Below are 21,121 nucleotides of genomic sequence, written 5' to 3'. Positions count from 1 at the left end.
AACCATCCTCGCTCCTGACGCACGCGCCCTACCGCTATGGTCATAGGACGTCTCTCCAGAACAATGACGACGAATAAAGTGCAATACAGCAGCGCCCACAACAGTTCTGAGCAGCACTGTCCTTCCATCTTACGAAAAATCAATAAGTTGCAACATAACCTCAAGATGAGGCGCTGCATCAGCTCATCCGGCGCAGGGATCCCTTGTGTTTTAGGATGGGAAGGGTTTTGGCTGAGGGCAACTGAGCCGGGATCCGTTCACGGCGGTGGAGCGGAGCCCACAACAACAGGGAGGGCAGCGTGGTTCAAGCCAGGATTTTGTTCGCAGCGGCAGAGGCAGCACCTTTGGCCAAGGTGGGGGGCATGGCGGATGTGGTGGGATCCCTGCCTGTCGTTTTGCGCAAGCTGGGTCAGGATGTCCGCATCATCATGCCTCTGTATGGCTTTCTCTGGGACAAGTTCGGCCAGGAACCGGGGCAATACCCCCGCTCGAAAGATCCCATCTGGTCTAAACAGGTTATGGGTCAGGTGGCCGATATTTACGAAAGCGTTTTGCCCGGCACCGATGTGCCCCTCTACTTGGTCAGCCACTACTGCTTTGCTCCCCACCGCATCTACTACGGCGAGGACGAGTTCTGGCGCTTCACCTTTTTTGCCAACGCCGTAGCCGAATTTGCCTGGACTTACTACCCCTGGAAACCCAACATCATCCACTGCCACGATTGGCACACCGGCATGATCCCGGCCTGGATGCACCAAGCTCCCGATATTGGCACGGTGTTCACCATCCACAACCTGGCCTACCAAGGGCCCTGGCGCTGGCAACTGGAGCGCATGACCTGGCTGCCCTGGTATTTTTCTGCCCACAACACCATGGCTGCCGGGATCCTCTATGCCGACCAAGTGAATACCGTCTCGCCCACCTACGCGATGGAGATTCGCACCCCTCTGCATGGGGAAGGACTGCAGGACTTGTTGGCCTGGAAAGGGGAACGGTTGCGAGGAATTTTGAATGGGATCGACATCGACAGATTTGATCCCCGCACCGACCCAGACCTAGAGGCCAATTTCAGCATCGATGATCTCAGCGGGCGGGCGACCAACAAAGCCACGCTACAGGCCAAGTTGGGCTTGACCGTTAACCCAGATACCTTCCTGATGGGCATGGTGGCCCGTTTGGTGGAGCAAAAAGGGATCGACTTGCTCATCCAAGCCTTGGATCGCTTTTTGGCCTACAGCGACGCGCAATTTGTTTTGCTGGGAGGCAGCGGCGAAGCCTACTACGAAGGGCGGATCCGGGAGATGGCCGAGCGGCACCCGGGCAAAATGGCCTACCAAAAAGGCTACCAACCCAAGCTGGCCCAGTTGATCTACGGGGGGGCAGATGCGTTTTTGATGCCCAGCCGCTTTGAGCCCTGCGGCATCAGCCAAATGATCGCCATGCGCTATGGGTGTGTGCCCATTGTCCGCCGCACGGGAGGGCTGGTGGATACCGTCAGCCACCACATCCCCAGCAAGGGGATCGGCACCGGCTACTGCTTTGACCGCTACGAAGCCCTGGACTTCTACACCTGTCTGGCGCGGGCTTGGGAAGCCTTCCAGCACAAAGAAACCTGGCAAGCGCTGCAGAAGCGGGGCATGGCCAGTGATTTCAGTTGGCACCGCTCAGCGCTGGAATACCTGCGCATGTATGAGCTGATTCTCAACCTACCGCTGCTGCCGGAAAAGCCTCCAGAGCCACCCAACTCGCCCAGCTCCTCTCCGCCCAAGCTCAAGAAGCCCATCTCCTCCCAGCCTCGCTCCAAAGGGATCCCTGAGCTGCAGCAAAGGCACGAGGAGTAGGGTAGAGTGGAACGGGTCAAAAAAGGTTTTGGGGGTTACCCGCACATGATTGGACGACGTCCTACTGTTGCTTCCCAAGGCTGTCGCCAGGACGCCATCGCACAGGGGCTTAGCCTTCTGCGCCGTTCTTGGGCGCGGTTGGTTTTCGGCGTACTGCTCGGCCTTGTCCTGGGCATGGGCTCCACCTTCTGGGCCACTGCTCAGCAGCTCCCCACCGGGCAACAGCTTATTCCCAATCCGCAGCAGTTTCGCGCCCTAGAGCAGCCCAGCAGCGCCCTCAGCGCATTGCGAGCCGAACAACTGGCCGCCGAAGCCAATGCCGCCATCCAAGCGCAAAACTACGACCAGGCTGTCGAGCTGCTGCAGCAGGTGTTCAACGCCTACAACCAGCGCTCCAACTACCACCAAGATCTCTCCCGCGCCTTCGCCGGGATCCAAAACCGCATCTCCGAAGAACAGCGGGAGCTGGCCCGTGTTGCCGCCCAAGCCCGGGATCAAGCCGCCTACGATTTGGCCGTGGTCTATCGCGCCGCCGGGCGACCGGAAGAGGCTGTGGGCTGGCTGATCCAGGTCATCAACAGCCAGGGCCCAACCCGCGAGCTGGGCACCCAAGCCTATCAGCAGCTCTTGGAAATCGGCTTTGTCAGCACCCCCTTTCCCAGCTAGAGCTGCTCTTCCAGATTGCGATAGAAAGCCAGCGCCGTTTGCCCATAGGTTCGTTGGTCAAAGCGCAGCAGGGATCCCACCTGGTCTGGTAGCTTCTGGCCGCTGCGATGCTCGACGATCAAGGTTCCGCCTGGCTTGAGCAAGGGCGGGATCAGGGGCAGGAGCGGGGCGTACAGACCGGCCTCGTAGGGAGGAGCAAAGTACACGTAATCAAATGGCTCCAAGTTCAGGCCGCGGCTGAGCAGCTTGCGGGCATCCCCCTGAATGACCTGGAAAGATTGCCCCGGCTGCGCCACCTTGGCCCAGTTGGCTCGGATGATGCGGCAGGCAGGGGCGGCAATCTCGATCCCGGCCACAAAAGCGGCCCCCTGACACAGAGCTTCTGCTCCCACCGTACCGGCCCCACAGCACAGATCCAGCCAGCGACAGCCTTCCACCTGCCCTTGCAAGATGTTGAACAAGGCCTGCCTCACCCGGCCAGGGGTGGGTCGGGTGCCCAAGCCAGTGGGAGTTTGCAGCGCTCGTTTGCCGCTGATGCGCAGGCTCATGGGATCCCTTCAGGGGCTAGGTGTGGCCGGCAACTGGCCGGTCAACCCACTGCGCTGGGCGGCGCGATCCCGCTCCATCTGGATTTGCTCCACCAAAGGTTGGGGCAGTTGGGCAGAAGCTTGCAGGGCTTGATCGAAAAGGGGGACGGCCTCTCGGTCTTGCCCTTTGGAAACCAAAATTTGCGCCTTGAGGTAATAGAGCTCCGGGTTGTTGCAGGAAGCAGCAATGGCCCGATCCACCGCCTCCAATGCCTCGTCAAAGCGCTTCATATCCCGGTAGGCCAGAGCTTGGCCGCGGTAGGACAGATAGTCAGGCGCTGCCATCCGAAACTGATTCAGAGCCTTCTCCCGGTAGGTCAGCAGCAAATCCATGTAGCCGTTGAGCAGATTGAGCTCCGGATCGCTGCTGTCCACTGCCTGGGCGGCCCGGATGGAGGCAAACAATTGATTGAGGGTGGGCAGAGCCTTGGGCAAACCGATGACCACCCCATCTCGCACCACAATGTTGGCTGCCTCTAGCCCGTAGCCCACACCCTCGTAAAGGTTGCCACGCAAGGGATCCGTCTTTTTCAGCTCGGCAGCCACCTGTCGGGTTTGGGTAGCCAACCGGGCAAACGCTTCCAGATCTCCTTCCTGATAGGCCAGCGCTGCCAACAGGGCATAGACCATCGGCTCTTCGGGGGAGGCCTTCTTGGCCATTGCCAGTTTTTCCCGGCTCTGGCTGTAGCGGCCTGCACAGAAGAACTCTTCAAAAGCTGCCGCCACCTCCGGCCTGATGGGGCGGGCATTGTCCCCGCTGCGGAAGGGATCCTGCGCCCAAACGGGCAGAGCGGATCCCCACACCCAACAAATCACCCCCAGCAGTTTGCCCAGCCTGCTCATTTTGCCGATACTCATCCCCAGTGCCTCAACTCCCACCCCCATCTAACCCTCTCTTCAGCGCAGCAGTTGGGCAATCGAAGCAATAGCGGCATCTTGAACCAACTCATTGGGCTCATAGGCCAGAAGATCGTGCAAGGGATCCAAGGCGCGCGGATCCCCGATTTGGCCGAGGGCACGGGCCGCCGCCTCCCGCACCACCGGTTCATCGTCCGCAAGCTTGGTCAGCAAAGCCGGCACCGCCTCCACCACCCGCATTTGCCCCAACCGGTAAATGGTTTGCAGTTGAGCCTCCAGAGGGGTTGCTGCCGCTGGGAAAACAGAGCTGTACATGGAAATGCCCGCAGAACCGTCGGAGGAGTAGCCGCCATAGGCCATCGAGATGGCCGAGAGAGCCTGCAACGCCTCTAGGGCACGAGATCGCTCTGCCCCGCTCATCTGGGGCAATTGAGCCACCAGATCATCAAAAGCTTGCTGCACAGGATCGACAGCCGCAACCTGTTGGGCAATGCGAGTTAATTGGCGATCCGCCTGCACCTGCTGCCAAGACTGGAACGCTGCCAGACCTGCCACTATCAAAGCCGCATCGGCCAGAATGGCCAGCAGCGCCATTCCTCCCCAAATCTTGCTGCGACGGCTGAGCCTCCGCATTTGCTTATCCACATAGACAAAGGCTTGGTGCTGCCGTTCCCAAAAGTCGGGGGCCACCTGCAGAGTTTGAGCGCTCAGATCGGGAGACAGAAGGTTTTCCTCGCGGGCTACCTCTAGGCTCTGTAGCCTTTGATTCAAGCGAGAAAATTGTTTCGTCCAGAGCCAAGTAAACATCAGGTCACGTCCTCTCTCCAAGCCTGCCAATGAGAACCAAGTCCTGCTGACACGACATCATGTGGCCTGTGCTGGCATCTAATCTAGCGTCAGGCAAGGTTGGCCCACTTTCCCCTGGGATCCCAGAGGGGGAGCTTATGCGACAGGATAACAAAAGCGTCAGCTCCCCACCACCGGTCTTTACCCTAGAATCGCAGGATGCTTCTCAGTGTAGAGAGGCCGACGAAGGACGCAGAGAGGTTGACCGCGCTTGTGTGAGTGCTATGCACCGCTTCGCAACCGAGAGAACTCAAAGGCTACCGCGTCCAGCTTCCCGACACCCGGCTGACCGCTTGATCCATTCTGCCGCTGCCTGAGGAGATGCCATGACCACTGCCCTCACTCCCCGTAAAACCCACACTTCAGAGGAATACTTTGCCCTGGAAGCTGAATCAGAGGCCACAGGCGGGATCCGCCGTGAATTTTGCAATGGGGAAATTATTGAGATAACTGGCGGCACACCCATTCATAGCCAACTGATTACCAGTGTCAATGCCCTACTTTGGCTTAAGCTAAGAGGCAAGGGTTTTTCCGTTTTTTCTAGTGATCTCAGACTTTACATACCTGCCTTCGAACAATATGTCTATCCCGATGGTATGGTGATCCAAAACCCAGTTCAGCTTAAAGAAGGGCGCAAGGATACTGTCACTAACCCTATCTTAATTGTGGAAGTGCTCTCGCCTGCCACCGAAAGCTACGATAGAGGAGCGAAGTTTGCTGCCTATCGCTCTCTCCCAACTTTACAGGAGTATCTGCTAATTGACCAAGCTCGAATCAGTGTAGAACACTACCGCCGCCAGGGAAATGTCGAGTGGATCTTCAGGGACTACCATGCCCTGGATGATGTTGTTACGCTGCCATCTGTCAACATCACTTTTTCCCTGTCAGACATTTACGGTGATATTGAATTAGAGCAAGATTCAAATGCAACACGCTCCTGACAAGAACCTACTCCCCCACTTGAAACGTAGATGAGGCAAGTTGGGAATGCCTGAAGTGATTCTGCTAGATATCTACATCCGGCTCTGGCTAGGGTTACACGGCTATGCCATAAAAGACTATTAAAGGATGAGATGGGCGACAATGTTTGCAGAAGTATCTAGGGCGTTTTAACTCATTCAAGGGAGGAAAAACTATGACTGCTACCTATGCTGTGTCTTCTAAGCCAATGACTTTTGCTGAGTTTCTGGAGTGGAAACCTAACAGACGATACGAACTACACAACGGAGTTGCGGTTGAGATGCAACCCACAGGGAAACATGATGAAATCAGTGGTTTTCTTGCCATCGAATTGGCATTAGAAATCCGCAGGTGCAACCTCAACTATTTTCTAGGTCGGGACACCTTGATCAAGGCGCCGGAAGGCGATACTGCCTACGCTCCTGATGGGGTGGTGATTGACCGTACCGCCTTGGCCAGAGAACCCCTGTGGCAGAAATCCTCGACGCTCATCCACGGAACCTCTATTCCTCTTGTCATTGAAATTACCAGCAACAACTGGCGAGATGACTACTGGCATAAGCTGAGTGACTACGAGACGTTAGGTATTGCCGAATACTGGATCGTTGACTACCAAGCGTTGGGGGGTCGTCGGTACATTGGCGAGCCGAAGGTTCCCACAATCTCGGTTTTCCAACTGGTCAATGAGGAATATCAGGCGCAATTATTTCGGGGCAATGACCGGATTCGCTCTAAAGTTTTCCCTGAATTAAACCTCACGGCTGAGCAGATTTTTCGGGCTGGAGCCTAGCATGGTCAAGGCACTTCCGCCCGTATTAACTCGTGGTCAGAGGCAACTTTTTCCAGCCCATTGGCAGAAGCATATCGAATTGGCTGATATATGGCTACCACCCTTCTGAAAGACGTTCCACAATATCCCGACGGGACAACACCTTTTCGCAGGTCTCCCATCTTGGGCCTTTGGGTTCAACTGTGCTTGCGTAGCGCAGCTCAAAAGCGTTGGCCTGTTTCTTGCGCTCTGTAAACTCCTGCAATTTGGCCTCCAGAGTTTCGATATTCTCAATCCACTCATCTTCGATAGTATCGGGCAAAGAACCGAACAAGTCGTAGCGATCTTTCATCCGCTGAGAAAGCACCTCGTATACCTTTTCGTCGTGGGTACCGTGGTACACCAGGTTGAGCATGTCCACACGGTCGCGGGTCTGACCAAAGCGCTTGATCCGCCCGATGCGCTGCTCTAGGCGGGAAGGATTCCAAGGGAGATCAATGTTGATCAGCGTGCCCAAAGTTTGGAGATTCAGACCTTCACAAGCAGCATCGGTGGCCACCACCAGCCGAATGGTACGCTCTCGCACGGCTCTCTTGATATCTTCCCGCTCTGCGCTCCGCCATTCTCCGGCAAAAAACAAACCCGACTTGTGGGCGCCTGCATAGAGAGCCACACTTTCTTGAGGCAGACGTTGGCTCAGGTTGTTGGCCACCCAATGGGCGGTATCAAAATACTGGCTGAAAATGATGCATCCCAAGTCCAGCCAGTGTCGTTCCTGTAGGAAATAGAGGACGGCATCGAGTTTGGGATCCGTGCTCTTTTGGCTCAAGACGCTAACAATGCGCTCCAAATGGGCATATTCTGCCTCTAAAATCTCTGGAAGGTTGTCTAACAGCCAATCTTCTTCTCCGTCCTCCTCAAAAAAACGCCGCTTTTCCAGTAGTTTCTGAGCCGTAGATAGGCCGCTGGCAATACTGGAGCAGATCCGGCTTTGCATGATGCTTTTCATAAACCCAGCGGATTGGGTACGCTGTCTCAAAGCCCTAGCAAAATCTTGGGCAGCTTCATAGGCCACATCAAATTCGGGAGAAGTGAGCAAACCCAGCCCACAGAACATGGGCAATTGCTCTCCCTCGCTCGGCCAAATATCGACGGCAATCCGCTCAAGCAAGCCCAATTCTTCCAAGGTAGAGCGTTTTCGCAATACGGTATGGCGCAGAATTGGGTTGTGTCGCTGGAAAAAAGTCAGCCCCTGTTGGCGCTCTTCCAGGGCATCTCGCAGTTCTTGGCGGGTGAAGTCCTCCAATTCCGTCAGGGGCTTATCTGTGAAGTGTTGACCTTTGAAGAGCTTCAGATCGCTGCGGATGTGGTCAAACAAGGGATCCTCAACAGATGGCGGCAGAGGATTGCGGAGCAAATTCCAGGCAAAATGCTCGTCGGTCACTGCTTGTTGTCCTGTCAAGATGGGCAGGATCCTTTGCGTCTGCTGCCACAACTGCTGATGCCGTCGTCCCAACACATGCTCGGCACCGCTGTTGAGCACTCCCAGCAGATCCCACAGTTCCTCAACATGGGTTTGGATGGGGGTGGCTGTGCCCAAAAGGACGTGCTTGGACTGGGTGGCCGCCTTGCCCATAAAGTCCAAGAGATTGTTGGGTTTGGGATCCCTTACCGTGACACCACGGGTACAGCGGGCGCGGTGGGCCTCATCCAGGACAATCGTGCCAAAGCGTCGTTCCAAAAGGCATTGGGCTTCGGGGGCATTGTGAAAGATGAGACCCGTAGAAACAATACCAATTTGATAGGGGCAACGGCCAATACCTTCAGCACCCTTGGTTTTGATGATGTGCCCATTGGCATCTTGCCATACCTTGCGGTTGGAGAGCCACACAGCAGAGGGAATGCCCAGTTTATCTTTGAGTTCCACTTGCCACTGCTGGCAGAGGGTAGCCGGACAAAGAATTAAGGCTGGCCCATCTTCCAAAAGGCACGCCACCATCGCCGCAACCGCCAAAGACAAGGTTTTACCCAGCCCCACTTCATCTGCCAGAATGAGTCGCACTGCACCATACAGCTCTCGGTGTTCCAGGAACATTTCCACAAACGACTGCTGCCATGGTTTGAGAACCTCACCCCGGCGATAGAGAGGGGCTTCCACCAATGCGGCTCCAGGAACATCGACAGGTTGCAAGTCTTGAAGAAATACCTCTACCTTGCGAGATAATCGCCCCACCTCTTCCACAATCGCTTCTGGCAGAGGAACACTCCGTTCCCACAGGTACTGAAACTCCGCTTCGACCCAAGCAACCCCTTCTGGCGACTGGTCTTCCCAGACAATTTCGTAATGCTCTTGCCATCCCTGCCGCGTTTCGTTGAGGCTGCCGATAAAAGCAGATTTGGTGCCATCTCTTGCCTCAATAACACCTGCTTTGCCGTGGAGAAAGGGGGCATCTGCGGCTGACACCACTCGCACTTCCACTTTGCCGCTTTTGAGGATTTCGTAAAGTTGACGGTAGCGGGGGCGCTGTAATAGGCTGGTGATCAATTCTCCTTTCTCTTCGTTCCATTTTTCTTTGAGCGCCATTTCTCTGGCCTGGCGGGAAGCTTTGCCGATGGCAATATCCCAGGGATCCAAGTCGCTGTTACAGACGATCTGCACCTGCTCGATGTGTGTAATCTCTTCAGTCACCAATTCAAAAATAGAAGAGCGAAAGTACCCAGCAATGCGCTTGTAGGTGCGTGCCTTTGCCAGGCGATCTTTGAGAAAGACATGGCTGAGCCGCTGCTGGCGGGAACTGAAACGGCGTAGGAAAGAAGTGCTGGACATGGCGGGCTGGGGTAAAATCGTAACAATACTCTAGCCTTAAAATGAGCAGCCGAAGGCGCAAGCAGCGTCTTTGCAGAATAAGCTGATCAGCGCAAGGTAGCCATGTCAACCGTACAAGAGTCTGCAGGCTTTCAGGGCAGAGAGAAGCGCAGCATAGGAATATCCGAAGCACAAGCGCGGCTTATTCAAGAGAAAATTCAATCCGTCTTTGGCTCGGATCTGTGGGCTATTGTTGTCTATGGATCCCGCGCCAATAATTCATGGGTTCACGGCTCTGACCTCGATTTATTAGTAATTGCAGAGAATATACCCGATTGCAGAAGCAGAGATGACTTACTGCTTCCTACCTGCAGGGATCTAGAAAAACTTCTTGGCTTGGAGATAAACTTTATCTTGCTAAAGCCCACAGAGCTATGCAGGCCAGCCAGCTTGACTTATGAAGTGGCTACCAACCACCACATCATCTATGAAAAGCAGAACTGCATCACGCAGATCAGGGATATAGTCAATCAACTCATCTGTGACAGTTTAATTACGTATAAAGTATGCCGGGGGATCCCCTATTGGGTGAATAACGATGAGAAAGAAATTAGCAAGAGACTACTATCAAAGGGCTAATTATCGCATCCAAGCGTTGTCATTCTTCTATGAGGTTGGCGATTACGCTGATGTAGTTCGGATGTGCCAAGAAATCATTGAGTTATTCATCAAAGCTTGCCTAATCATTAAGGGAATAAACTACGGCAAAACCCATGACCCTGGTGGCCAAGTAGCAGAAAATAGAGAACGGTTCCCAGAGCTTTCTGACGAGGAAATAGCCTTGCTGGAAAACATATCATTTGAGATGCGCAAAGATAGGGAGTTGGCTTTTTATGGAGCTGTAGATATTGTCCCCTTGGAATACTACAAACAAAAAAATGCGGACAAGGCTATAGCTTATGTTAACCAAATAAAGTCGATTGTTGAGAAATACTTTAACTCAGATGCTGAGCTTGAAGGAAGCCCTGGCAATACAACTTGTGAGTGAGTTAATCCTATAACTTCTTCTTCAACCCAAGCGTTCATTTCTGATAAGGGCGAGCAAGATCCCGGCGGCTGAGGACTCTTCTGGGTAGCGGTGTTCTCGCTTGCGGGCAATGTATTGACAAAAAGCCACCAAATCATCCCGGCGCATGTGGTAGTTGGGCACCAAAGACCGCAGGTGTTCCATCACCTCATCGCTATCCGCCTCTTTCTGCAGTTCGTAGAGAGCAAACAAAACGGCTCGCAGTGCTGAACGCCCAAATTCTCCCTCAAAGCCGCTCTTCTTAAAATCTATGGCATTTTTGAGGCGGGCATTGTTGGGTTGTTGAGATGCCATCAATTCTCTATAATCGCTGACGCGAAATGCCTTGGCAAAGTTCTGGTAATTGTCGAGTTTCTTTAGCCCTACGGCTTCTAGCTCCATCATTTTCAGATAAAAGCGCTCTGCACCACAGCACCCCTCCCACACCCCCTGCGCGATGCCTTCAGGTACAAGATGCTCATTGGCAACCTGCACGGCATAATCAATAATTTCCCGAACGATATCTCTTTCGCCTTTGGGTCGGGGGCGCAGGGCTGCTGCCACCATATCCTGTCCATCAATGCGCCGGTAGCCCGTCAATACCCGCAACGCTGCCGCATAACCTGCCATTTGCAAATCGGCATCTTCAAACAGGTTTTCGGTGCGCCCCTTGCCTTGAGTGCTTTGATTTAGCCCCACCATGGTTTCAATCTGATGGGCAACTTCTTGCCGCACTTCTTCTACCAGTTCATCCCGATAGGCAGAAGTATCTTGCAAGCGCTTGCGGGCCACCAGCAACACCGTACCCTGCACATACCCGCCTTTTTTGAGTTCGGAAGTGGTTTCGGTGGCAATGTACCAAGCGGCTGTAACTTGCAAGCCCGCCCCCCACATGATGCTGGCCATATCCGACCATACTTCGGCATCCTGATGGGTGAACATCACAATTTGTAAGCCGTTGTCGGGCATGTGGTTTGCCAAGGCAGTATAGGCGGCAATCATGTCCTGCCGAAACTTTTCGCCTTTGCCCTGAATGGCCAACGCCCGCCGACTGTCCCACACCCAATCGGCAAATTCTTTGGGCGGATTCTTTCGCAACCACGCAATAAAAAACTCGGTGATTTCGTGGTAATGAATTGCATCGGCATAGGGGGGATCGGTGATGAAAATATGGTTATAGGAACTCGTGTATAAAGCACTTTCACATAGAGTAGTTTTTTCATGCAGGCAAATAGAAGAAGGAAAATCCATGACTAAAAACTTTATCACTAATACCGTAGCCCTACAACCATAGTTCCAGATTGTATTGAGAGCTTGATTGTAAAAAGTGTCCTGTATATTATCTCTTGATACATCCCGAAAACATAATCTCGAGAAATAATTCAGCAGATATGAAAACAGTATAAAATTTGATGGAATTGAATATGCTTTAATTAGCCTCGCTATCAATAACTGCCGTGCGTTAAACAAATGATGCCAATAAGTCCAGCCCCGCTCCCAAATTGGCTGACTTGTATTGTATCCAGGTTCAATCGGCATATCGGGAACCAGTCCAGCTTCTTGCCAAGCGGCGAGGTTTTCTCTAACGATTTGCTCTACTTTGCGCTCTCGTTCTAGGTCGGCGGGGGTGACGCTGGCGAAAAAGGTTTCTTGACGGCTCTTGCCCAATGTTTCGGCGGTGATCCACTGAATGCAATACAGCCGTTCCTGAAAAATATCGTCGGGGCGAGGCATAAAATCGTGCTTTTCCCAACGGCGCAGTTTGTTGCCGGTGGTGCCATCGGGCAGGCGGTAATCGCCGCGAATGGTTTTGATCGGCGTGCGGTATTCTTCCCCATCCAGCACGTACACCAAATCGCCCTTTTGCACGGTGCCTTTGGCGGCGGCGGTCATTTCCGCTTCGCTCACTCCCGTGACAATTTCAATTTCAAAGCGTTTTTGGTCGTAATTGGGGATTAACTTCGCCACCACATTGCGGGTTTTGCTGATCACCCAACTGGGAGCCATTGGCACCATCCAGCCCGTATGGGGGCAACGGGTTTCTAAGCAATACAAATAGGCTTTGGCGCGGTTGCCCTGTTCGTCGTGTTCGATGCCCAGGGCGGTAATTTCCCGATCCACTGCTTCTGCCACTTCTTTTTGGGCTTGTTCGATTGCTTGGCGGGTGGCGGCATCGGCTCCCACGATGTTCAGCGCGCCCCAGGTGAGCATGCAGGCGATGGGGTTGAGGTCGCTGGCATAGACATCGCAGCCCAGCCGGGCCGCTTCAAAGGGGATTTGGCCGCTGCCGCAGAAGGTATCTCCCACCCGCGGGCGATGGCCAAACCGCAAGATCCCCAGTTGCTCCACCAATTCCGGAAAGCTACGGGCATCGGTGCCCAAATGCCGATTCACCCGTTCCCAGATGGGGCCGTAGAGGGTGGCATCGTCGCATTCTTCCGGGCGTTTGCAGAGTTCCAGTTTTTCCAGGTAAGAGCGTTGCGCCAATTTGGGTTTATCCCGTTGCGATTTCAGACGGCGTTCCAAACTGCTGTCAGCAATGCCCATCAACAATTCAAACACTTCCAGATCGGCTTCGGGGTTATCCGTTGCAGGTAGCAATGCCCCCAACACACAGGCTTTGGCCAGGATCAGGGGTTTGCGCCCTTTCCAATAGCTCCCTAACGCCGTAAGGGTTTGTCCCGCCCCAGCTTTGCGTTCCTTTTGGGCTTCGGCGCTGATTTTTTGGGCAGGCAAGAGCCGCTCGATCAAACTCGGCTTATCTTTCCAAGCAAGGGGGATGATGGACAAGGGAGATCTCCGGCGATACCATCGATCATGGTAGCTCTTAGGGCCCTAAGCCGTGAACTGGGAAGACTATATTCATTCGGATCCCGATATTCTCCTGGGTAAGCCAGTTTTCAGAGGAAGTCGCCTATCGGTGGAATTTATTTTGGGGCTATTTTCGGCAGGCTGGACGGAAAAGCAGATTTTGGAAAACTACCCTACGCTGACTCCAGAAGCACTTAGGGCTATGTTTAGCTATATCCAAGAATGTATGCGTGAAATGAACTTCTACAGTTTTTCAGATAAAGTCAGTTGATGCAATTTCTCGTCAATGAAAATTTTCCACGCTTAAGTATCTGTCTATTGCGAGATGCTGGCTTAGATGTGGCATCGCTCTCAGAGGAAGCTCCAGGTACTAAAGATTTCGAGGTCTTGGCTAGAGCTGCACAAGAGAAGCGGATTATATTGACTTTTGATCGGGATTATGGAGAACTAATTTTTCGTTATTCTTCCCGAGAAAGAGCATCTGTGGTTTACTTTCGTTACCAGCCGAGTACGCCAGAAGAACCAGCTCAGCAATTGCTAAAGTTGATCGGCGATAAAAACTTGGTACTGGAAGGGATGTTTACTGTGATCGAGCGCAATCAAGTGCGACAGCGTCCTTTGTAAGTCTAGCTTGTCCAAATCTGGAATGGACTCTGGAAGAGCGTTAAACAACTTGCGAAACTGGGCAGTGGTGCGAGATTTCACAGTGTTTCGGGGTTTAATTCTTCCGTCTTGCCTGCTTGATACTCGGCTATTGCCTCGGCACCGAGTTTTGCTAACATATCCGCTGAAGAAGCAAAAGATTCTTCCCATCGCTGATCGTCTTCTAGCTCATCAAGAATCAGGCTGGCAATTGCATTTTGCTCCTCTGTGGGTAGAGCTTTTAACTTGCTAATCGCTTTCTCCAGCAGTTCTGTCATCATTTGCATTCTCCCAAATAGGCGGTTTTATCTAGTAAAACTTAATCTCTTAGCTTTGTCGTGCCAATGGTTGCTTCACTATTCCAAAAGGGCGAGGGATCTTCTTGCAAGCAGGATAACAGGCTGAGTTGATCGGCTTCTACGGCTTCGCTACGCAAGCTATCGGAACAAGCTGGCTGGTATGGGCGCTTGACCGGAGTGGGCACACTCAGTTCCGTCAAGGGATTTTCTGTGAGGGCATAGCGCAGGGCTTTGCGCCAACCGATATTCCCGTGATCGACACCCCCTGTCGCCGCTGCTGTCATGGTGTAAAGCCACCAGCGCTCTTCTGGACGCAGCCCTCTCCAGTTGCGAATGGCATTGGGGATCGCCTCCGGTTTGGCCCGTTCTACTGCCCAAGCCAGCACCAGCAATTCCTTCCCCAGCAGACGTTCTACGAGGTTGCGGCCAGTTGTCCAACGGCTCGGATTCATTTTTTTCGCCCGCAGGCGGTCATTAAACTCTTGTTTGAGATCCTCAGCAATCTGGCTCCAGATAGACCGGCTGAGAACACAGCGCTCCGCAATGTCCGGCTGTCCGTTGATGCCCGCCTTGATGCCATAGACTTCGTAAATCAGCACAGGAGCGGTTCTGCCGGCAGGTATTTCGACCACAAAGTGGTGGGGATCAACGGTTTTGGGACAGCCGAACCCCACCGTCTCCCATTTTTTATCGCTCACTGCTCTACCTCTCCCGGCTCAGGATTGATTTCCAACCGATGCAAAAAGACTTCCAAATCGTGGCCGCTGCTGAAGCGTAGCTCGTCCAAGCGCAGACTCACCTCTGCCGTCTCATTGCCCAAAGCCTGACGTGCTATCGCAATAAACTGCTCAATGTCTTCCGCTTTTACCACCATATCGCTTCCAAACCGGGTGGTGATGGCTCGGTTCCCTTCCCCCACGGTTAGGGAGATCCCACCCGCCAGTCGCACACCCAAAGCCTTGCTCTGATTGATGGCCGTATAACTCGCCTTATTTCCTTGCAGGTTGAGGCGCTTGTGCAGCTTAGCCGGTTTGTTTTTGTCAATCACCGGCCCTTTTTGGTCGAGCGCCGGGATCGTGAAGTTGCGAGTGGTGCTCACCCCTTGATCTTCGGCGTAGGCATAGATGGTAACGGCTTCTGATCCCTCTAGTTCGATGGGGCCAGTGTAGAGGGTGCCTTCCCGTGGGTTAATGCCCGTGGTGTTCCAGCGAATTTGACCACGGGGTTTCACGGTTAGCTCTACGGTGCGCTTGCCGCCGCCAATACGAGGCTGGTGGGTGAGGGTCAGCGTATTCTTCCAAGCATAGACATCCCCTGTCTCGTGCCGGCCATCCGGGTCAATGGCGACAAACCACAGGGCAGTGTCATTGGTTGTCCAGATCGTATCGGGCACCACAGGGCTGTTGGCATCCACATTGGGCGCGTAGTCGTAGTGAACACGGCCATTTTTGCCCGCATCTCGAGGCAGAATTTCCAAGGTAGCCGTACCGGTGCGGTCATCGTATTCTCGCTGGGTGATGGCTACGGATGTGCGGGGGGGCGGAAAGGGCCCCTTTTCGATGTATCCATCTTCGGTGTACCGCCAGCGACCTTGGCTGACGGCTATCTGCCGCAGGGTATCCATTCCTTTGGGGGGCAACCAGGGCCAGCGCTCGTTGGTGATGGTGCGGGAAACCACGTCTCGCCAAGGGATACGCCGCTCTCCCCCTGCTGGCCACAACAGGTCTTCTGCTCGCGACAGCAACGCCTCGGCATTGGCTTCCACATCGACATACAGCTTGGATGCACCGACATCGGATAGGGCTTTTTCGATCTGCTCTTCAGCATGGAAGGTATTGCCCGTAAAGGTCATGGAGAGCTTGGTAGGAGTCAGTTTGCCCTTGATGGGGTAATAGACCCGATTGAACAGGCTGACCACAGTGGCGTTAAAGTCGTAGGCGGCTTGTTCGGCCTCTTCCTCCAGTTCTGCTTTGTGGGGGGATTTGTCTCCACCGGTTTCTTCCAGTACTCGGGCAACGGCCCACAAACGACGGGTTTTGTCTTCTAGGCTGGCCAGATTGGAGCCATCTCCGGTAACCACACAAAAGTTGTTCTTCTCGGGAACACTTTCCCAAAACTGCTGGGCCTCTTCTGGGGGTGTTTTGCTGTCTGGGCTGAGTACCAGGCACACCCGCGGGCCATTGAGGCGAATCTCATCAATTTTGGGCAGGGCTTGCACCTCTTGATAGGCAATCCGCCGTTGGGGTCGGAAAATTTCTTCCAGCCGCCGCTTCATTTCCGCATCAATTTTCGGCTGGGGAGCGTTGCGGGCACGGCTATCAATGCGCTTACGCAGGTTCTCGATGTTGGAAAAGTACCAAGCATCGTTTTCTTTGCGGTGCAGGTACCAGGCGTTGGCACGGAACGCTTGAAAAGCATCCTGAAATTCGCTGACATTCCGCTGAGGAGCTACTAGGTATTCCAAAAATTGCCCCTCGGTAAAGCCTTTCACGGCATCAACTGATTCAGACAGAGAGGCAGTCAACAGCAGGGCAGCAATCTGACTGGCAGCATCATGGCCCAGTTTTTGATCCACCAGTTCAGCGACAGCAGTGCCATTGGCCGCAATATCGTGGGCAATCGCTCCCTGTAGATTGCTGATTTTGTTGATCTCTTCCCGCACATCTGGGATGTTGAGGTTCAGATGCTGGCAACCGATCAGGTAGACATCGTTGCTGGGACGCTTCCATACCGACTGGATTATTTTTGAAACAAACTGCATCAAGCCGCGAGTTTGACGGTAGCTTTCGTTTTCCTTAAATAGGGCAATGATGTGCTTAACCGAAGGATGGAAAGGGTAAGAAGCATGAATTTCGGCGGCAATTTGTTCGGCAGTTTTGGCAATTGATTTGGCTCTGGCTGCATCTCCCAGCACTTTTGCGTAGGCAGAAGCAACTGCATCAATGGTTTGTACATTGGGCAGGGAGCTAAATAGCCGCTTGCGGAGAATGTCGTAAATTTCCGATGTGCCCAGGTCTACCGGTGTGATGGATCGCGCTTGGCGGTTGGTTTCTTGAGCGAAGTTACCGATTGCTTTTTGCAGTTCCCGTGAGGCTCCTTCGTAGCTGCCGGATAGGTTGGAAATGACAATGCAGCAGCGCTTTAACTTCAAGGCGGCACTCAGCAGGTTCGATAGGGCGTAGGTTGTCACTTGCGCCAATGTACCTCCGCCCACCATGCGGGTAATGGCGTAGTCGAAGTAGGGCGGCAGCTCGTCCAATAGAATGAGGGTGGGTTCATCTCCAATTAAATCAATCCAATCCTGCTCACTGGGGGCATCTGCTCCGTGCTGCCAAAATTTGACAAAAGCCTCTTCTTTCCCCAGTTGCCGGGCAATCTCTCCCCAAATAAACCGTTGCTCGAACTTGAGGCGTCCATTGATGGCAACCAGTTTAGCGTCGGCAAAAGGAGCATCTTGAGTGATGTCTGGCACAACCTCGGCACGCAAAGCGGCATCCCGCGCCAGCAACCCTAGGGCAATCATGGAGTGGGTTTTACCACCCCCCATCGCCTGTTTGAGTTCAAACACCGCTTGGTCGGAGCGACCTGCCAGCCGTTTGAGCCCCTGACGCAGCAACAGATCCATCCCGCGGGTAATGTGGTTTTTGGCGAAGAATGCCCGGGCATCCTCTGCTGTATGCTCGATAACATTCGACAGATTTTCAATTTGCTCAACTATGGCGTAGTTCAAGGCCATAGGATGAATTTGACAAACGTCTTTGACGGTGGGAATCATTGCGGCTAGCTCCTGCTACCCAAGATGGTGACCCTCTCTTCAACTAAAGGAACTGTGGGGGGTGTTTAGTATTTAGCAGAGCTGACACAGGCAGGCAAGGGCGGCTGTTCGATATTCATGTCCCGCCTTGTTTGGGATGCGACGGTCAGGATGGGGATCCCTCTGTGAGGATTTGGTTAACCTTTTCTGTCCACTGGGGATCTTCAGGTGCAATCACTATGCTCTTGGGTCGGGATCCCAGTTCCCGATAGATGGGCTCCACTGCGGGAGTGCCCCGCAACTGCCAAGCTATGTCTTTGAGCTGTTGAGTGGTCAAGGTCGATAAATCAAGGATGGTCATGTGGATAGCTCCCCCTCTGGGCCAGTGAATCTCTGTAGCTTCGACCCGTTGGGCTTTACCTCAAGATAAACGGAGAGGGTGGGATTCGAACCCACGGTGGCGTGAACCACGGCAGTTTTCAAGACTGCTTCCTTAAACCGCTCGGACACCTCTCCAAATTGCCGGGATCCCCAGACTTTATTCATTTATGCTACGCAACGGGCTTCAGGCTGTGCAATCACCAGCCGACCACAACCTCCACAGACTTATCGGATCCCCTCGGCAAAAGCCCCCCTTCGACCGGGTAGGCGGCACCTATCTTGACTTGAGCCAAAGCCAGCAGCCATCGAGCAGATACCAAACTTAACCAGAAGGGTCCAGGATCCCCTTCTACACTGGCAGATAAGCCACCCCAGGAGGATATATGCCCACTCCACCCCCGCCCGGCATTACTCCCAAGCAGATGAATCTGCTGCGAGCCGTCACTGCGATGGCCTGGTCTGATGGTGCGCTAGAGGCTGCGGAAGTAGAACTCATCGCCCAGCAACTCTCTCAGCATTTTGCTTCGGATCCCGACCAGCGGGCCAGCTTGGCGCAAGAGATCCGCCAGTACCTAGTGCAGCAAGTCCCGTTGGAGGAGGTGCTGTCGAAAATCGGCGATGAGGCCGAGAAGCGTCTCATCCTCAAGTTGGGCTACCTGGTGATTGCCGCCAGCGCTCGCAGCCCGGAGGAGCCCGTGGTGAATCTGGAAGAGCTGGATGCTTTTCGGCAGTTGGTGGAAAAGCTGCAACTGTCACCGGAAGTGGTGCGACAGGTCTCTCAAGAAGCAGAGGCTGAGCTGGGGGATCCCAGCATTGCGCCGATTGAAGCCTTGGTGCAGGGGTTTACCCGCCACTGCCGCCGGAGACCTGAGTGGACGCCTGATGGTTGCGAATGGCCCGCTTGACCAAATTGAGGAAGGCAAAGGCCCGTTGGTCGGTGGGATCCAAGCGCATTACCGTTTGAAAGGCTGCTTCTGCCTGCTGTAGAACGGCCAGATCGATTTGTCCGTCCTCATCTGCTTCCAGTTGGGCCTTTTGCAAGAGGAGGGCCCCTCGATTGTAATGGGCTGCCACATGGTTGGGATCTGCCGCCAAAACGGCTTCCAGCTCTGCCAGGGCCGGATCCAGATAGCCGCTCATACCCAGTACCCAGGCCAGCTTGTAACGAGCTTCGGTATGGGTTGGATCGGCAGCAACCGCCTGGCGAAACGCTTGGATGGCAGCCTGGAAATCGCCCGCTTGTACCGCTGCGATGCCTTCTTGGTAGCTGTCGTGAGCCATGAGCAAGTTGGGGGTTGACTGGGAAGCTGGCATGAGGAAGGGATCCCTTACCTGTAGATTAACCCTTGCCAAACCGGTGGCTCCCAATTCCCATCCCAGGTACCGAGAACAGAGCCGTGCCCCCGCTGGTTTACCGTCTTTTCCCTCTTGGGGGTGCCATCTGCAGCAGGAGAAACTGCCGCGGCAAGAGATTGGAGATTGCGCAAAGCCTGACCCGCATAACCTGCGCCCCTTCCTAGGATGAACATAGCCATTGATTGGGTGTGAACCATGAATGCCAAACTGCTTTTCCTACCGCTGGCTTTGGGGCTGTCTGTGGCTCCGACCACCGCTGTTTTTCCGCAAACCCTAGGCATCTACCCTCCTTTACAAAGGCTGCAACTGGCCGATACTCGTCAGTTGGATGTTGGCACCCGCTCCATCATTGTCAACCCCGTTCCTTCCGACCTGCGGGTGAATCTGGAGCTGGATCGGCACGGGTCTAACCCCATCTACCGGCCTGGCGAGCCGATTGCCATTACCCTGAGCACCAACCGCGATGCCTACGTTTACCTGTTCAGCATCCAAGCCGATGGCCGTACCCATCTGATTTTGCCCAACCGCTTTTCCGGTGGCAACGAGTTTCTGCGGGCCGGAGAAGTGCGCACCTTCCCGCCGCCAGGGGCCAGCTATCGGTTGACCATCGCTCCACCCTTCGGCCAAGCCCAGGTGTTGGCGGTGGCATCCCCCCGTCCGCTGAACTTCCAGGAGATTGCCTCTTTTGAGCAGAGTGGCTCCTTTGCCGACGTGCGGGTGCGGGGATCCCAACTGGGCAATGCCATTGCCCGCGCCATCATTGTCGAGGGGATCCCTTCCGACCAGTGGGTGACGGCCACCCGATTCTATCGGGTTGCCCCGCGCTAATCCAAGCTCTGAGACCTCAGGTGGATGGCCCGCACAGGATCCCCTTCATCGGGTATATGACCAGCCCCACCGTTCAAGCTGGGAAGGAAGTCAACCACCCCAAAGGCTGCCCAAAGATTGGGTTCATCTGCCACAATGAGAGCAGCCAAAAGTAGTCCCGGCTACGTTCCTCCTGTGCGGTTTTGGTCGGCCGTTCTATGTCCCCTTCCTCCAATCCCCTGAGCGAGCAGATTCGCAGTATTGACGACCATCTCTCCCGCCGCCCCCTGGATCTGGATCCGGCGGGCTATTTCGTCATCTACTTGGATCGGGAGCAGAACCTCATTTGCGCCAAGTACTACAGCACCGTCATCAACGAGCGGGGGCTGGCCACCGATCCGGAGACAGGAGCTGTGATCCCGGCCAAGGGCCCCGTCAACCGATCCCCTGAACGGGTGTACGTTGGGCGCACGGCCAAAGAACTGTGTGTACAGATCTTTGAAAAGGAGCAGGAGAGAGTGGTCTCCCAGCTCAGCCATGCGGCCTACTTGGGAAGGGAGTTTCAAAAAGCCGAAGCTGCCCTGATCTCTGGCGAGGAGTACATCCAAGACTGATCCCTTCCCAGAAAGCTCACCAAATTTTCGGGCTGGAGGCCCGCACCATAGCCGCAGG

The 21,121-nt window shown here is 54.3% G+C and carries 21 protein-coding genes and 1 tRNA gene; 11 read left to right on the top strand and 11 right to left on the bottom strand.

The annotated features are described in order from the left end of the window. Positions 1-299 precede the first annotated feature (299 nt). Positions 300-1,841, top strand: a complete 1,542-nt coding sequence (gene glgA / locus NW843_RS06925; protein WP_414413590.1) for a glycogen synthase GlgA — start codon at positions 300-302, stop codon at positions 1,839-1,841. 45 nt (positions 1,842-1,886) lie between these two features. Next, entirely contained in the window at positions 1,887-2,507 is a 621-nt protein-coding gene (locus tag NW843_RS06920) for a hypothetical protein (protein ID WP_414350843.1), read from the top strand. Here NW843_RS06920 and rsmD read toward each other — a convergent pair. The 3 genes from rsmD to NW843_RS06905 are packed head-to-tail and all read right to left on the bottom strand — an operon-like array spanning position 2,504 to position 4,759. Continuing rightward, the gene (rsmD, locus tag NW843_RS06915) at positions 2,504-3,055 is read right to left on the bottom strand and encodes a 16S rRNA (guanine(966)-N(2))-methyltransferase RsmD (protein ID WP_414522494.1); all 552 of its coding nucleotides are present in this window, start codon (positions 3,053-3,055) and stop codon (positions 2,504-2,506) included. The genes NW843_RS06920 and rsmD overlap by 4 nt on opposite strands. Before the next feature lie 9 nt (positions 3,056-3,064). Then, on the bottom strand, positions 3,065-3,952 hold the full coding sequence (locus NW843_RS06910) for a Sll0314/Alr1548 family TPR repeat-containing protein (RefSeq protein ID WP_414522493.1): 888 nt from the start codon (positions 3,950-3,952) through the stop codon (positions 3,065-3,067). A gap of 39 nt (positions 3,953-3,991) precedes the next feature. After that, on the bottom strand, positions 3,992-4,759 hold the full coding sequence (locus tag NW843_RS06905) for a HEAT repeat domain-containing protein (RefSeq protein ID WP_414522492.1): 768 nt from the start codon (positions 4,757-4,759) through the stop codon (positions 3,992-3,994). 365 nt (positions 4,760-5,124) lie between these two features. Between NW843_RS06905 and NW843_RS06900 the strand changes: the two genes are divergently transcribed. Continuing rightward, positions 5,125-5,739 (top strand): Uma2 family endonuclease, encoded by a 615-nt coding sequence (locus tag NW843_RS06900; RefSeq protein WP_414522491.1) that lies wholly within the window; start codon positions 5,125-5,127, stop codon positions 5,737-5,739. Positions 5,740-5,933: 194 nt separating this feature from the next. Continuing rightward, positions 5,934-6,548 carry a Uma2 family endonuclease gene (locus NW843_RS06895; protein WP_414357405.1) on the top strand — a complete coding sequence of 205 codons (615 nt, stop codon included), beginning with the start codon at positions 5,934-5,936 and terminating at the stop codon, positions 6,546-6,548. 94 nt (positions 6,549-6,642) lie between these two features. Here NW843_RS06895 and NW843_RS06890 read toward each other — a convergent pair whose 3' ends face one another. Continuing rightward, complete coding sequence (locus NW843_RS06890) at positions 6,643-9,354, bottom strand: phospholipase D-like domain-containing anti-phage protein (protein ID WP_011433328.1); 2,712 nt, start codon at positions 9,352-9,354, stop codon at positions 6,643-6,645. Positions 9,355-9,456: 102 nt separating this feature from the next. Here NW843_RS06890 and NW843_RS06885 point away from each other — a divergent pair, with 102 nt between their 5' ends. Continuing rightward, positions 9,457-9,972, top strand: coding sequence for a nucleotidyltransferase domain-containing protein (locus tag NW843_RS06885; protein ID WP_414357407.1), 516 nt, complete (start codon positions 9,457-9,459; stop codon positions 9,970-9,972). Further along, positions 9,932-10,381, top strand: a complete 450-nt coding sequence (locus NW843_RS06880; RefSeq protein ID WP_414357408.1) for a HEPN domain-containing protein — start codon at positions 9,932-9,934, stop codon at positions 10,379-10,381. Before NW843_RS06885 ends, NW843_RS06880 begins: the two co-directional genes overlap by 41 nt. 21 nt (positions 10,382-10,402) lie before the next feature. On the opposite strand, the gene NW843_RS06875 is transcribed toward NW843_RS06880, so the two are convergent. Continuing rightward, positions 10,403-13,189 carry an anti-phage-associated DUF1156 domain-containing protein gene (locus NW843_RS06875; protein WP_414522489.1) on the bottom strand — a complete coding sequence of 929 codons (2,787 nt, stop codon included), beginning with the start codon at positions 13,187-13,189 and terminating at the stop codon, positions 10,403-10,405. Between the two features lie 52 nt (positions 13,190-13,241). On the opposite strand from NW843_RS06875, the gene NW843_RS06870 reads away from it, so the two are divergent. Together NW843_RS06870 and NW843_RS06865 are read left to right on the top strand one after the other, a co-directional pair. Beyond that, entirely contained in the window at positions 13,242-13,481 is a 240-nt protein-coding gene (locus NW843_RS06870; protein WP_011433325.1) for a DUF433 domain-containing protein, read from the top strand. Next, complete coding sequence (locus tag NW843_RS06865; protein ID WP_414398900.1) at positions 13,481-13,834, top strand: DUF5615 family PIN-like protein; 354 nt, start codon at positions 13,481-13,483, stop codon at positions 13,832-13,834. The genes NW843_RS06870 and NW843_RS06865 overlap by 1 nt, the downstream gene beginning before the upstream one ends. Before the next feature lie 77 nt (positions 13,835-13,911). Here NW843_RS06865 and NW843_RS06860 read toward each other — a convergent pair whose 3' ends face one another. The 5 genes from NW843_RS06860 to NW843_RS06840 form a co-directional block, all read right to left on the bottom strand. After that, positions 13,912-14,133 carry a hypothetical protein gene (locus NW843_RS06860; RefSeq protein ID WP_011433323.1) on the bottom strand — a complete coding sequence of 74 codons (222 nt, stop codon included), beginning with the start codon at positions 14,131-14,133 and terminating at the stop codon, positions 13,912-13,914. 38 nt (positions 14,134-14,171) lie between these two features. Then, the gene (locus NW843_RS06855; RefSeq protein ID WP_414522488.1) at positions 14,172-14,849 is read right to left on the bottom strand and encodes an anti-phage-associated DUF3780 domain-containing protein; all 678 of its coding nucleotides are present in this window, start codon (positions 14,847-14,849) and stop codon (positions 14,172-14,174) included. Then, entirely contained in the window at positions 14,846-17,926 is a 3,081-nt protein-coding gene (locus NW843_RS06850; protein WP_414522487.1) for an anti-phage-associated DUF499 domain-containing protein, read from the bottom strand. Before NW843_RS06850 ends, NW843_RS06855 begins: the two co-directional genes overlap by 4 nt. A 145-nt stretch (positions 17,927-18,071) precedes the next feature. Continuing rightward, on the bottom strand, positions 18,072-18,266 hold the full coding sequence (locus tag NW843_RS06845; protein WP_011433320.1) for a hypothetical protein: 195 nt from the start codon (positions 18,264-18,266) through the stop codon (positions 18,072-18,074). A 70-nt stretch (positions 18,267-18,336) separates the two neighbouring features. After that, a tRNA-Ser gene (locus tag NW843_RS06840) sits at positions 18,337-18,421 on the bottom strand. Between the two features lie 248 nt (positions 18,422-18,669). Here NW843_RS06840 and NW843_RS06835 point away from each other — a divergent pair. Further along, the gene (locus NW843_RS06835) at positions 18,670-19,191 is read left to right on the top strand and encodes a TerB family tellurite resistance protein (RefSeq protein WP_414522486.1); all 522 of its coding nucleotides are present in this window, start codon (positions 18,670-18,672) and stop codon (positions 19,189-19,191) included. Here the strand turns inward: NW843_RS06835 and NW843_RS06830 are convergent. Then, positions 19,130-19,600 carry a tetratricopeptide repeat protein gene (locus NW843_RS06830; RefSeq protein ID WP_414522485.1) on the bottom strand — a complete coding sequence of 157 codons (471 nt, stop codon included), beginning with the start codon at positions 19,598-19,600 and terminating at the stop codon, positions 19,130-19,132. The genes NW843_RS06835 and NW843_RS06830 overlap by 62 nt on opposite strands. Positions 19,601-19,837: 237 nt before the next feature. Between NW843_RS06830 and NW843_RS06825 the strand changes: the two genes are divergently transcribed. Both NW843_RS06825 and NW843_RS06820 read left to right on the top strand, forming a co-directional pair. Next, positions 19,838-20,470, top strand: coding sequence for a DUF4384 domain-containing protein (locus tag NW843_RS06825; RefSeq protein ID WP_414330041.1), 633 nt, complete (start codon positions 19,838-19,840; stop codon positions 20,468-20,470). 197 nt (positions 20,471-20,667) lie between these two features. Further along, positions 20,668-21,063, top strand: coding sequence for a DUF4346 domain-containing protein (locus NW843_RS06820; RefSeq protein ID WP_414373641.1), 396 nt, complete (start codon positions 20,668-20,670; stop codon positions 21,061-21,063). Positions 21,064-21,121 lie beyond the last annotated feature (58 nt).

This window comes from Synechococcus sp. R5-12, from assembly GCF_047502655.1.
Taxonomy (GTDB): domain Bacteria; phylum Cyanobacteriota; class Cyanobacteriia; order Thermostichales; family Thermostichaceae; genus Thermostichus.
Note: the sequence above shows the minus strand (reverse complement) of the source record. Positions and strands in the feature narration are given on the sequence as shown.